The sequence below is a fragment of the Paenibacillus sp. FSL R5-0345 genome (genome assembly GCF_000758585.1).
Lineage (GTDB): Bacteria > Bacillota > Bacilli > Paenibacillales > Paenibacillaceae > Paenibacillus_AQ.
This window is the reverse complement of record NZ_CP009281.1, coordinates 904,364-918,205: the sequence shown is the minus strand read 5'-3', so window position 1 is coordinate 918,205 and position 13,842 is coordinate 904,364. Positions and strand designations below refer to the sequence as shown.

Sequence of the window (13,842 nt, the reverse complement as noted above, 5' to 3'; positions counted from 1 at the left end):
AGAACCAGGACTCATGAAATACCCATGTCCCGATTCTGTTTGCATTCACACATTTAAGTTCCGAACCGTTGCCGATATCCGCACTTGCGGCACAGCTCTTCTACCGCCTCTCTACGAGAGAACCCGTAAAATAGATTGTTCGCTCGTTCACCCTCTACGATTTCTGAGAACGGAGTCTCATGAATGTTTCCGAGGTTAATGACGCCTTCACCATCCAGACAGCACGGTACAACGGTACCATCCACAAGGATTGCCGCTTGGCTGCGCAGCGCATGACAGAACCCTTTTCCGTCATCTTCCGGCTCGTTCAGTGCAGGCCAACGGAACTCATGGTCCTGATTGAGATATACCCGTGGGGCAACCTTGACGCCGCTGCCAGGTACAACCTTTTCTTCGATCTTGAAATCAAGGTTAAAGGCTTCCTCCAGCACAGCAAGGGTCTCACGGTTCCGATTTTTCTCCAGATTGGTCAGATTATCCTCCGTTAAATTCCACAGCCGGAAGGAAATAATGACCCCTTGCGCGGAGGCTTCTCGTACAAAAGAAATAATCTCCGACAAATACCCTTCGCGGTTCTCAGATCCTTCATGTCCATCAAAGCTATGCAGAGAGAAGTTCATCTGTCGTAGTGCAGGTTTGCCTAGAATCTTAGGGCCAGCCTTATGAATTAACGTACCATTGGTAGTAATATTGACCTTGAACCCTTTGGCATGTGCCGCATCCAGCAGCTCACCAATCTTGGGATGCAGCAATGGCTCACCTTTTACGTGAAGGTAAATATGATTACTATGTGGCTTAATTTCATCTAATATCGTATTAAAAGTATCGAGCTTCATAAAGTTCTTCGTTCGGGCGGTTGGTGGACAAAAGCTGCAGGCCAGGTTGCAGACGCTTGTTATCTCAATGTATACCTTTTTAAAAGTCTTCAAGTGCTGCTCCCCATTCTATTTATAGATCTGCGGCATAGCGGAGGCCGATTTGTGCTCTGGCTTCCTCCATAACCTCTGCTACCGCCAAGGAATTTGCATGCGTGTTAATTCTGCTTTCCCGGTCACCGTTCTTAATTAAGTTAATAAATTCCTCAACCTCATAATACATAGACTCGAACACCTGAGGCTGCGTAAGCTCCTCGACGGTTCCATCGCGATACTGAATCTTCACTTGGTAAGGCTGGTTGATCTTATCGATCACCATGGTACCACTTTCCCCTTGAATCTCGGCTGGTAGATAGGAATCAGCGATCTTGGAATGCATCACAACTGCGTCCATATCATCGTATTGCATAACAATACTTCCTTCACCATCCACACCAGAAGATAGCATAAGACCCACAGCCTGTACAGAATTCGGTTTCCCGAACAACACTACCATAGGATACAAGCAATAAACACCAAGATCCATGAGCGAGCCGTTAGAGAAGGCCGGATTAAAAGCATTTAACACCGTTCCCTGCCGATAAGCATCATATCTCGATGAGTATTGACAATAACTCGCGAAATAACGGCGAACTTGGCCGATTTTATACAAATTGTCTCTGATCACTCCGAAATTCGGCATGAATGTCGATTTCATTGCTTCTACCAACAACACATCATTGTTCTTCGCAGCTTCAATCATTGCTCTTAGCTCCGCACTGTTTGAGGCAGCTGGTTTCTCACAGAGCACGTGCTTGCCATGATTTAAGCACATAATCGCCTGCTCAGCATGCATGGAGTTCGGGCTTGCAATGTATATAGCATCGACATCTTTACTGGAAACCATATCTTCCAAATTCGTATAAATTGTAGCTCCAGCATATTTTGCAGCAAAGGCCTGACCTTTCTCCATTGTGCGGGAGTACACGGCTGTCAGGATAAACTCCTCATTCTCCAAGCCGGCTTGCACGAAGCGGTCTGTAATAAAGTTTGTTCCAATGACCCCGAAACGAATTGTCATGATAATCCCGTCCTTTTTAGTTCTTACTAAATCTCTATATGCTATTTTCTCACTCTCTGGGTAGTAATGTCTACTTTTCAGGACAAATTTCCGACAAATTCTGATAGATCCACCTTGTGAAAAAAAGCACCACTCCTTCATCTTTTGTCGATAAGAAACTATTCCTGGTAGACTGCGACATAATTTGTCGAAGGATGCAGTAAAAAGGCTCCCATTCTTAACTTAAGAACAGGAGCCTTATGAGCCATATAGAGTTACTGCTTATTTATAAAAAGCCTGTAATTGACGCACAATTTCATCCTTGTCATGATCCACTACGGTTTGATGCTGTGGCATCTCGAACAACGCTTTAATTTGTGCCGGGAATTCCTGCTTAATATCGATCAGGGTTATCGCCTCATCAAATTTAGCTGGATGTGCCGTCGCAAAGGTAATTCCAATCTCGTCCGAGCCATTAAAAGCCTCGTAAGCCGCGATTCCACATGCAGTATGCGGATCAAGCAGATAGTTATATTCTTTTTGATACTTAGCGATTGTATTCAAGCATTGGTCATTCTTCACACCCAGCGCTGCAAAATCCTTCTGCACCTGCTGAAGCACATCGCCTTCAACCGTAATCTTACCTTCAGTTTGGAGCTTGGACATATACGCGGATAGTTTCTCGGAATCCTCGCCTACCAAATAATATAGATAACGCTCAAAATTGCTCGCCACTTGGATATCCATTGAAGGACTGTATGTGCTTGTGAAGCTGCCCGGTTTGTATTCCCCGGTGTTCACGAAACGCTCCAAGATGTTATTTTCATTCGTGGCAATAATCAGTTTGTTAATCGGCAATCCCATTTGCTTCGCCAAATATCCGGAGAAAATATTACCGAAGTTGCCGGAAGGCACGCTAATGTTAATCTTCTTCTCACTGCTGCCATCGACATGTAGATACGCATAGAAATAGTAGACGGTCTGCGCCAGAATACGCACAAAGTTAATGGAGTTGATTGCACGCAGATGATAGCGACCCTTAAAGTCGAGATCCGCGAACAGATCTTTAATTACCTTCTGGCAATCATCAAAGTTACCGTGCACAGACAGGTTCAGTACATTGCTATCATCTACCGTAGTCATCTGCAGCTCCTGCACTTTACTTACCTTCCCATGCGGATGCAGAATACAGATCTTGATGCCTTCTTTACCGCGAACGCCCTGAATGGCAGCCGCCCCGGTATCCCCTGAGGTTGCTCCGAGGATGTGGATGATCTTGTTCTGCTTTTTGGAAATATAAGAATACAGCTCACCCATAAACTGCAACGCTACATCCTTGAAGGCAAAAGTAGGGCCATGAAACAATTCCAAGACATATAAGGAATCATTCACTTGGTGAATAGGCGTTACTTCCGGCGTGCGGAAATTGCCATAACTAGTGTTGACCATGTCCTGTAAATCCTCGTAAGGAATCTCATCATTAGTGTAATAAGCGAAGATCTTCAGGAACAGCTCCTGGTAGCTAAGACTTCTCCACTCTTCCAAAGTAGCTGCTGAAACGACAGGAATCTCGGCTGGGACCATTAATCCGCCATCATCCGCAAGTCCCATCAACACCGTATCGATAAAGCCTTTAGGTTCCACATTGCCTCTTGTGCTTATATACTTCATGCTCATCCTCCTGAACCCCTCTATAAATATATATAAATTATAAGTTTCACTTTATAGCTGCTTGTTTTCCCTATATACTACCACGTTTACGCGCTAAAGTCCGTTAATTCTTTGTCTTATTTTGTAGCTCTTTCCAGACAGTTTTGTTGCTGTATTGCCGTTCTGTACTGACATCCTTACCGAACCATTCCGGTGCCTTGAAGCTCTCCGCTTCCTCTAAAGATTCAAATTCAACCTCCAGAACGGACAATTTCAGCTGAGAATACACGTCGATCTCAACCGTTGTGCCCTTCCACACTGCAGTAATCCGCTCTTTGACCAAGGCTACCGCATTTACTGCCTCAATCATCTGATTATATAAACCCTCTGAGATAAAATATTCGATTTCTTCACGTTTGATCCCTTTGCCGTCCTTAAACGTATGCGTGTAGGTTACTTCGCCTGAGTCCAGATCCGTAATTTTACGCACACGCAGCTCTTGGCCCCCATCTATCGCCAAATACGTCTGATCGATATTATGCCGGGTAATAATCTTCAATTCGCCTTCTTGAATAAGCCGCTCCGGAAATTCCGGCAGCAGAAACTTGCGTTCGATCTCCAAAGCCATGATGTTTCGCTCCTCTTCGTGCCATTTATTTTATATTACTAATCATCATAGGGGTGAGACAAACCCAAGTCAATGTAGATTACAGAGAAATAGGTTATGCTTTTATCAAAAAATGAAACTGTTACGATCAACCTGTGACTGTCCAGGTTCAGGATCTACGATTGGCGGGGGTACGCATTGTCTAACTATCCGGACCCAGAAGGCAGCGCGGATAATAATAGAAACAGCGACGGTCATGGACGTGGAAAAGCAAGCCCTAGACTGTCGCTGCTAATTATGGACATTTTAAATATTTCCTAACAAAGAGGACATATTTTTTTGATTTTCTGCGAGCCAAATCATTTCCTTCGCAAAGCGAGCTGGCGGTATACTATGTTGATCCATGTTAGCATTAATCCACCATGTACTTTCCATATACCACAACAACTGTAATGAATGCGTTAAATAGCCCTCTATCACTTCACGTTCCTCACTGTACCCTTCCATAAACGCCGAAGCCAGAGAGACATCTAAATCATCATCTAAAGCACAAGACATAACAGCACGAGCTACATCAAGCTGCGGATAGTCATATTTTAGTCGATCAAAATCTAGAATTGCAGATAGTCCATTATCATTAAATAAAAGATTATCTACCCAAAGGTCACGATGTGCCCATCCTGTTTGAAGTAGTTCGAGTAGTTCTATATTCATTTCTTCTGTAGCTTTTATTTGAGCTTCTATATCAGCAAGTAGCAGAGGTTTACCAATTCCCTTACACTCATGCCAAACTACATTCCAATGTGCTAAACGCGCCTCCCGGCTTGGGGGATTAAATTGCGGACTGTTATTCATACCAAGTGTCCCGTCATTTAACAATCGATGCATTTTTCCTGTTGCTCGACCTAAATCGTATATTTGATGGATATTAGTTTTACCTGGTGACATTATTTTTCCTTGGCAATATGCCATCACTATGAAACGTTCTCCATTACCAGATTCAAGAAAAATATTTTCGTTCTGTGTTAACACTTTGGGCATGCTAGACCTTGATCATATAATCTAATCTGTTGAGAGAGTGCTAACAATAGCTCCTCTGGGTTATATAATTTATATCTTTCTTTGTTATATTGTTTAAATAAAAATTCCCCTGCATCCGTCGTAACTTTCCACTTTAAATTTAACCAGCCTCGTTTTATTGAAGTAGTCTCTATTACATTCAGACCGAAACTTTGATGAAATGTTTTTATTAGGTCTTCCAGGATCATTTCCTCTGTGAATATAGTCTCCATTGGGTCAACTCCTATATTTAGAGTGTATAAGTTTTTATTCCTTATGGAGACCAATATAACCTTTTGGATAAATCTAAGTTTTGTAAATAAAACCTAATTAGTCTGTTATTAATTTGGAATACATATTGAGATCTATAAACTTTCCGTTTATTTTTTTACCTTCTTAAGGTTCCCTCAAACATAAAGTTTAGCTTTTGCAAGACTTTTATTGAATTCACGTTTTCGGGTTCCACTTTTGCTTCGATTCGATTCAGCTTCAAGGTTGAGAATGCGCATTCTAACAAAGCACTTATAGCTTCTGAAGCGTACCCTCTTCCCCAAAATGCTCTAGCAATATCATATCCAATCTCTGCTTTTTCATTTTCAAAATCTAAGAAATTATACCCACAAGAACCTATGATTTCATTGGATTCCTTTTCAATTACGGAGAAACGAATAGCTTTGTTATCTCGAGAAAATTCATCAAGCAGTTGTATCATCTCTTTTACCTGACTTTCATCAGTAAAGCAATCGACATTCATGAACTTGGTAACCTCTGGATCAGACCACACTTTAAACAAACTTGGCGAATCCGAAACCTTCATTTTTCTTAAATGTAATCGTTCTGTGTGTAACTCTGTAGTTAACATTATTTTTACCTCCATTAAATTTTAATAGTTGGTTTAAAAATAATGATCTCTGCGCATAGTTCAGTCCCTTCATTTATCATTCCCTATTAGAGTATCACATCATCTCTAAAACGAATAATATACCTCTTTCCCCTTAAGAAAATCCTGACATAAGGTGCTGCATATTTTGGAGGCGTGCTCTTTGATCCAGCCGCTCCTCTCAGAATCATGAATAAAAAATACGTAACTAATAAAAATATCCATAAATATTTGTCCTTCAATGTACCGAATCTCATTAAGCGAAAAGCTAGATTTAGAAGCATAACCCTCCAAAAGCGTTTTTCGGAGCTCACTTTTCAGCATAGAAGATGCAGAGCCCAAATCAAACAAGTAATATCCATAACCAAATAAGCAATAATCTATTAAGATCGGGTTTTGTTCTGACACAACGACATTCCCCAGCTGAAAATCAGCATGAATGAATCCCCATGAGTTCTCCCTAGCGTCTAGTTCTGCTAACTGCTCTTTTACTACGAGTAGAACGCTACGAATAACATCGTAATCCTCCTGATTAAGGGCTCCATTGTCTGCTCCCTTTCCAAGTTCTATTAAAGTTTCATCAATCTTTTTGACGTTATATACAGGTCTATGTAACTCCAAGGGCATTAGCGTTCGTGAGAATTCATGTAAACTGGCAAGATTTCTACCTAATCTATAAACAATCTTTTCAATGTTGTCTTCATCTTGGGTAAGCGTAAAGCCTTCAATCCATTCTAAAAGCGTTGCCAAGCTGGTACCGAATCGCTCCGAACTATATTCAGTAACCATCTGCCCCTTCTGATTTACAACCGGTCTTTGAACTTTCAGTATGTTCTTCTGATCGATTTCCCGCAGAAAAAACATTTCGGACTGCAATCCATCTCGAGTATGTTGTAAGCCTGAGAACCCTTCCGATATTGGTTTATGTATACGTAATAAGTACTTCTTGTTATCCAGCTGGTTGGTCACTTTAAATGTAATATTCTCATTATGTCTAATGAATTCAATGATTGGATCAATAAACGAATACTGCAACAATACTTTCTCAGCTTCAATAATCACAAGACTTCCCTCCTTTGAATCTAGAATATCCTTTATATTGTACCTGTTGTTCGTTGTATTTTGTTGGAATAAATAACTATATTTAAACTATCTCTTTGATGACTCTTATAAAAAAATAGAGGTACATATTAGTTTCCTAATACGTAACTCTATTTATTACATTAGCTTTTATTCATTGCATTAGCTTTTATTCATTGCATTAATGCAAAATCAATACACCAAACCCTTCCAAAGTAACCTCACCCGATAATGTTGTTCCGCTCAGTAAATCCGTTTTGGTCTCATGTAGATGTATGGAGGCAGGCGTCTCACTATAGTTAAGTAAAAAAGTATAACTGGAATTAGCCGCGCTACGAATTTGCAGCTCTACTTCTGCTGGAAGCTCGATCCACTCTGCTGGCGACTGCAAACCGATTTGATCAATGATTATAGACGCTGCTTGTTCATTAAAGACTGCTCCGTGATACCAAACTTCGCCTTTGCCGCGATGATTTCTCGTAACCGCCGGTTTTCCCGCGTAATAGTCCGAAGCATAAACCGCCATGACTTCGGCCGAATCATCCTCAATTCGGAGAATATCATTAAAATCATCTGCCCCAGTGACCACTTCGGCCACACCTGACCAGCTAATCGTTGTTGGTTGACGACTGCCTTTAACCATTGTGAATTCTTCGACTGTGATCCCGCATAGATCCCTGGCAGCACCTGGGAACGGACGCATATAACATTGACCACGTTCATCCTTATAACCGGTTCTACATCCGAAGATCAGTTTTCCACCTTGCTGAACATATTCATCCAGTAGTGACGCTGTCTCATCTGTCATGATCGCCGGGTGAGGATAGATAAGCACATCATATCGTGCGAGCTCTTCCAGCATTGTCTTTTTGCGTAAATAGAATACGTCATTCGGGATATGCTTCCGCTGGAGCGCTTTGTACCACTCCTTGTTGCTCTTCCACATAAACGGACCATGCCACACATCGTATTCTCCATCCCACTCATTATCATAATCACGAACGATAGCAACGTTAGCCTGATTACGAGTACCGATAAGTGCTTGACCTGCCGCCGCGAGCTCTTGTCCGATCTGTCCCGCTTCCCGTACTCTTCGGTTCGGCTGATTATGATAGTCGTTAATGCCATGCCAATAGATTTCATTACCCATCGTAGCTGTCCGCCAGCGGAAATACAGCACCATATCGGCGCCATGAGCGATCGATTGATAAGTCCATAACCGCATCTGTCCCGGCTTCGGAGAAGGCATATCCATCCGGTTCACCCAGCCACCCGGCCCCGATTGCTGCTCCATAATACAGAAATTCGGAGAAATCGAACGGACAACAGATAACGACAGCCCCCAGCCTCTATCATTCAGCGGATTCCGCTCGTTCGGGTCATTAGAAATAGTAGAGAACTGCGGATAAGAATCATAGCTGAAGAAATCCAGCAGCTCATCCGTCATTTCATGGCTATCGAGATGCCCGAACAGACCATTCGTGGTTACCCATTGTTTTGGAGCATGTTTACGAATGATATCCGCTTGGTTTTTGGCAAAAGAGATCGTATTGTCCGATATAAACCGTTTTTCATCCAAAGCCTGATGGGGATTAGGCTGCTTAGATACTGGAGTAGGCCGTGGAAGATAGACCTGAGACCAGTCACTGTAGCTTTGATTCCAAAAAACAGCTCCCCAAGCCTCGTTCAAATGCTCAAGCGTAACATATTTCTGCTGCAGCCATTCCCGAAAAGCCTTATGGTCACTCTCGGAGTAAAATTCACTAATTTCGCAGTTGAGCTCATTATCAATTTGCCAGCCGACTACACCTGGATGATTGCCGTAATGTTTAACCATCTGTTCAGTAATCCTTGCACACAGCTCCCGATATATGGGGCTACTGTAATTATAATGACGACGCATGCCATGCTGAAGGGTAACACCTTCATACGTCACGTTCAATACTTCTGGATACTTATGGGTCAACCAAGCTGGAGGGGTAGCCGTCGGAGTTCCGAGAACAACCTGCAGACCATTTTTATGAGCTAAATCAATCGCCCGATCAAAGAGTCCGAATTGGAATTCACCCTCAGCAGGTTCAAAAATTGACCAAGCAAATTCCCCCATCCGAATGATCGTGAAGCCCAGTTCCCGCATCCGTCGATAATCGTCCTCCCACAGGCTTTCTGACCAGTGTTCCGGATAATAGCAGACGCCAAGCTCGAATTTTTCTGTTGCGACAGGTTTCTTCATGATTACCTCCAAAGTATTAAAAATATGCTTTCAGTATTTTATAATTCTATTGTAGTATCAGTGATAAGAAGGCTTATATAACAAAATATTGCGATCGTATAACAATCTTGCGTTAATTACCTTAATCCAACTAGCGCTCTGCAGCGCGATAGAAATGGGTGCTGTCAATCATGAAGAAACAATGGTATTTGCCGACACCGGCTTTTTCAAAATATGTCTGCTATCCTGAATTTTTGGGGCACTACACTCACTTTCCACAGCATACTGAGAGAAGAAGTGAAGGGTTTCTGGGAAGCTATAACCTGCATTTAATCTTTGGTGGGGAAGGTTATGTATTCCATGAGGGTGAACGTATTCCGATGAGCAGAGGACGAGGTTTTCTTTACCCTAAAGGTGCTTATCAGCAGTATGGGTCTGATCCCGGAGAGCCTTGGGATGTTCGTTGGGTTCATTTTAGTACTGAAATTGTACTCCCCTTATTAGAAGAAGTGGACCAGTCACGTGCATACCTGTTCACTTTTGATTTAGAGGCCAAGCTGGACGAGCTGTTCGAGGAAATGTACTTGCTGAGCGCTTCCTATGTAACACGTAGTGAGCCAAGACTATCCGCGCTACTCTATGAGCTTCTAGTGAAATTGCTGCAGAACTCGGAACCGCTTCACGGCTCCGTCCCCCACGAGGTCAGGCAGTCTATCCGCAGTGCCGCAGATATCATACACGTCGAATGTGCCCGCCCTTGGTCACTGGAGTCAATGGCAAGACTAACCGGGTATAGCAGCTATCATTTTCTGCGGCTGTTCCGAATGGTTATGGGTAAAACCCCAAACCGTTATTTAACGGATTGTCGACTGGCCAGAGCTAAGCTTCTACTGGTTTCTACCGGACTCTCCATTGCTCAGGTTGCGATACAATCCGGCTTTTCCCAGTCCAGCTATTTTATTAAAGTGTTCAGAACGTTTGAGGGAATGTCTCCCGTAAAGTACCGTCAGGCTTTTGGATCTTAACGCCTTAAACGATGAACGAGAAAAAACCGAACGACAATCAGAGATAATCCTGAAGTACGTTCGGCGCAACGGTATATTTATTTAATCTCTTTCATAAATAATCTGAAGTTTTCTACGATCTCTTTTGCTTTCGTACGATATAAATAATGTCCTTCTTCAAAGGTTATCACTTTTCCATCTACAGAGTCTTTCACTTGATTTACATGCTCTGGTAACCATCTATCCGTTACTGGATGATTCGCTTGTACAAATAAGATTAGAGGAAGATTTTTGGGAAACGATAAATTTTCAGCTCCTTTAAAATTAGTATACATACTTCCGGCTTCATTTAATTGGGTAGGATTATATATGTTTTGGCGATTAATCAATCTCATTTGTTCTTTTGTTGTATCATCAAATGGCAGTTCAGCAATGGGGTCAGCACTTAGTTTCATTTGCAATCTGATGAGACCTGATTTTTTGAGTAGATTTAAAGCTCTCAATGCCGAGGCTTCAATCTTCCGCTCACTTAGCGATGGAACGCTGCTGTCGAGCCCGACAAATGCACTCACTTCATTTTCATATTTGTTAACATAATCTATTCCGTAAAGGCCAGAAATGGAGTGACCCATTAGAATATAACGGTCAATATGAAGACCCTGTAGAGCTTCATGAATTTCACTTACAATATTCTCTGTGCTGCGCTCCTTTTTGGTCAGATCACTTAATCCATACCCAAAAGGCTCAATCACAACAACTTTGTAAAACGGGGATAGCTCATCTATTAATGCTTTAAAATCAAGAGCTGGTGCTGCTGTGCCATAGCCCGGTAGAAGCACGACTGTTTCTTCGCCATCCCCTTGAATCAAAACATTCATGTTCTTCCCATCTACAGGTACTAGCTGACCATAAGGTTCTATTCTTCTTTGTTCCGATTTGTTGCTGATCAGATTAACGGTATACACAATGGCGAGAAACAGCACGATGGCAATGATTATTGCTCCTAATATTTTAACTAGAATATTTAGTATCTTGCTTGTTCTCGTGCTTACCTTCGTTGTTATCGCTTCTCTTATTTTCACTCGTATCTTCTCCTGTCATCCTCTGTGTATTGGACTGCCCTAAACCACTGTTAAGCTAAGGCTAACCAATGAAGATGTACTCCCCATGACGTCATCATGAACGGAATATGAACAGACAAAAATAAATACTTATATACCCATACAAAAAGCAAGCCAAGAGCCGGGCTCATGGCTTGCTACCTTTTGAAATAAACGGTCTATTCCTGCACCTTCAATTTAAAGCATCCGCTGACAAAATCCTGCTGGATATCCGGCAGAGCCAGTCCGACCTGCATTAGCCGGTCGCCGCCGTAGACCTCACCGCTTGCCTCCAGAGTATAATTCAGCTCCGGATTCAAGCCATTCAGCTTCAAGCTGCGGCGTGGCGGATGCGGCACAGCCATTACCCGGAAGTAATAAATGAGTGCCTCATGTTGATCGTCTGAGACGAACATCCATGCCGTCTCGTTACCCTCGAAGGGGCTTTGCAGACGATACAGATTGCCCTGCTGAACAAGACTGCGGATCTGTTTATAGTTCGCAACCTGTTCCTTCACAAGCTCCTTCTCTTCGTCTGTAAACTTCGTAAGATCCAGCTCGTAACCAAAATTACCGGACATAGCTACATCTCCACGAAAGGAAAGCGGGGTGATCCGTCCTACCTGATGATTCGGTACGGCAGACACATGCGCGCCTATCGAACTAACCGGATATACCAGACTTGTTCCATATTGAATCTTTAGCCGTTCCACAGCATCGGTATCATCACTGGTCCAGGTCTGCGGCATGTAATGCAGCATACCCGGGTCGAAGCGTCCACCACCACTACAGCAGCTCTCGAACAGGATATGTGGAAACTCTGAAGTGATTCGCTCCAATAGCTCATACAGACCAAGGACATAACGATGTGCAGTCTCCCCTTGGCGTTCAGGGGGTAACTCTGCAGAGCCAATCTCCGTTAAACAACGGTTCATATCCCATTTCACATAGCTAATGGGCACCGTCGAGAAAATTCGGGATAATGACTCATAAATGTACTGGCGCACATCTTCCCGTGTATAGTCCAGCACCAATTGCCAGCGTGCTTCGCTGCGGCGGCGTCCCGGCACATGCAGACACCAGTCGGGATGCTTACGATAGAGGTCGCTGTCTGGCGAGATCATTTCCGGCTCGAACCAGAGGCCAAACTGCAAACCTAGATGGTTCACACGCTGGGCAACATCAGACAATCCGCCTGGAAGCTTGCGTAGATCCTCCACCCAGTCTCCGAGAGAGGAATTGTCAGCGTCTCTTTTGCCAAACCAGCCATCATCCAGCACGAATAGCTCGATCCCAAGCTTCGCGCCTTCGGCCGCAATGGACTCCAGTTTGTCCGCATTGAAGTTAAAATAGGTAGCTTCCCAATTGTTGACCAGAATAGGCCGTTCCTTATCTCTAAATACCCCTCTGCATAAACGGGTCCGGTACAAACGGTGATAGGTTCTCGACATTTCCCCGATCCCCTCAGATGAATACACCATAACTACTTCTGGGGTCTGGAATTGTTCTCCCGGCTCCAGTAGCCATGAGAAATCAAAAGCGTTCAGCCCCATCGTAAACCTTGTCATCCCGAAGGAATCGACCTCTGCCTCGGCTTCAAAGCCTCCGCTATATACAAGACTGAAGCCGTAGGCCTCTCCATGATTTTCATCCGTTTCAGGTTTCACCAGCGCTGCAAATGGATTTAACTGATGACTGCTCATCCCTCTGCGGCTCCCAATGGTCGTACCCCCTTGCACCAGACGTCTGCGAGTCAGATTACCTTCTCTTGACCAAGCCCCTGCCAAATAGATCATATCCATTTCGCCAGACGAGAAATCGACACTGGCACTCAGTGCACGTTGTAATTGGAGCTGGGCATCTCCACCATTTGTGAACTCCACAGAGCGGGTAATCACGTTAGAATCCTCATATATGGTATATCGTAAAATAACAGTTAGCTTGGCATAATCATCCTTGAGCGTAAGCTCCAGCGTCTGCGCTTCTTGGTCGGACTCCACATATACTGAAGGCAGCCCGGCAAGTGCTGGTTTCCCCTTCATGACCCGGTATCCACTGTATTTCAATTCCGTGATACGAGTGCCATCTTCAAGCCGAACTTGATAAGCAGGTGTTCTGAAATCTCCCGTACCGTATTGTGGGTATTCCTGCGGGAGTCGGTCAAGCCCCGTATTTCCTCCCAGATTCAACAGCCCTTCCAAATTACTGTCACTCCGTAGCTTCTTGCCCCAATACACATGTGCCGGATAATCATTGATAAGCTGAAGAATATAACTCATTCCTGCACTTTGTAAATGGAAAAGTCCCTGATCTTCCTGAATTAAAATCCCCATGCG

Annotated in this window: 10 protein-coding genes and 2 pseudogenes; 2 read left to right on the top strand and 10 right to left on the bottom strand. The window is 43.5% G+C overall.

Features of this window, described 5'->3' with window-relative positions; genetic code table 11:
* Positions 1-53: 53 nt before the first annotated feature.
* From R50345_RS04055 to R50345_RS04040, 4 genes are all read right to left on the bottom strand, one after another.
* Positions 54-929: a radical SAM/SPASM domain-containing protein gene (locus R50345_RS04055; RefSeq protein WP_042124302.1), complete on the bottom strand. Its 876-nt coding sequence runs from the start codon at positions 927-929 to the stop codon at positions 54-56.
* A gap of 19 nt (positions 930-948) precedes the next feature.
* Entirely contained in the window at positions 949-1,935 is a 987-nt protein-coding gene (locus tag R50345_RS04050) for a Gfo/Idh/MocA family protein (RefSeq protein WP_042124299.1), read from the bottom strand.
* Between the two features lie 261 nt (positions 1,936-2,196).
* A complete protein-coding gene (gene thrC / locus R50345_RS04045) occupies positions 2,197-3,585 on the bottom strand; it encodes a threonine synthase (RefSeq protein ID WP_042124297.1) in 1,389 nt (462 codons plus the stop codon).
* Between the two features lie 103 nt (positions 3,586-3,688).
* Entirely contained in the window at positions 3,689-4,192 is a 504-nt protein-coding gene (locus R50345_RS04040; protein ID WP_042124295.1) for a CYTH domain-containing protein, read from the bottom strand.
* A 177-nt stretch (positions 4,193-4,369) separates the two neighbouring features.
* On the opposite strand from R50345_RS04040, the gene R50345_RS32165 reads away from it, so the two are divergent.
* Positions 4,370-4,492, top strand: a complete 123-nt coding sequence (locus R50345_RS32165; protein WP_269321979.1) for a hypothetical protein — start codon at positions 4,370-4,372, stop codon at positions 4,490-4,492.
* Here the strand turns inward: R50345_RS32165 and R50345_RS04035 are convergent.
* The 4 genes and pseudogenes from R50345_RS04035 to R50345_RS04020 all read right to left on the bottom strand — a co-directional run bounded on the left by R50345_RS04035 (position 4,478) and on the right by R50345_RS04020 (position 9,423).
* Positions 4,478-5,463, bottom strand: a pseudogene (locus R50345_RS04035) (phosphotransferase). The gene R50345_RS32165 and the pseudogene R50345_RS04035 sit on opposite strands and share 15 nt — an antisense overlap.
* A 97-nt stretch (positions 5,464-5,560) precedes the next feature.
* A pseudogene (locus tag R50345_RS04030) lies at positions 5,561-6,107 on the bottom strand (GNAT family N-acetyltransferase).
* Between the two features lie 90 nt (positions 6,108-6,197).
* Complete coding sequence (locus tag R50345_RS04025; RefSeq protein ID WP_042124293.1) at positions 6,198-7,172, bottom strand: phosphotransferase enzyme family protein; 975 nt, start codon at positions 7,170-7,172, stop codon at positions 6,198-6,200.
* Between the two features lie 199 nt (positions 7,173-7,371).
* Positions 7,372-9,423 (bottom strand): beta-galactosidase, encoded by a 2,052-nt coding sequence (locus tag R50345_RS04020; protein ID WP_042124291.1) that lies wholly within the window; start codon positions 9,421-9,423, stop codon positions 7,372-7,374.
* A 170-nt stretch (positions 9,424-9,593) separates the two neighbouring features.
* On the opposite strand from R50345_RS04020, the gene R50345_RS30110 reads away from it, so the two are divergent.
* Complete coding sequence (locus tag R50345_RS30110) at positions 9,594-10,427, top strand: helix-turn-helix transcriptional regulator (protein ID WP_052414455.1); 834 nt, start codon at positions 9,594-9,596, stop codon at positions 10,425-10,427.
* 77 nt (positions 10,428-10,504) lie between these two features.
* Here the strand turns inward: R50345_RS30110 and R50345_RS04010 are convergent, their stop codons facing one another.
* A complete protein-coding gene (locus tag R50345_RS04010; protein ID WP_156114720.1) occupies positions 10,505-11,488 on the bottom strand; it encodes an alpha/beta hydrolase in 984 nt (327 codons plus the stop codon).
* Positions 11,489-11,685: 197 nt separating this feature from the next.
* Positions 11,686-13,839: an alpha-galactosidase gene (locus R50345_RS04005; protein ID WP_042124287.1), complete on the bottom strand. Its 2,154-nt coding sequence runs from the start codon at positions 13,837-13,839 to the stop codon at positions 11,686-11,688.
* Positions 13,840-13,842: the final 3 nt, after the last annotated feature.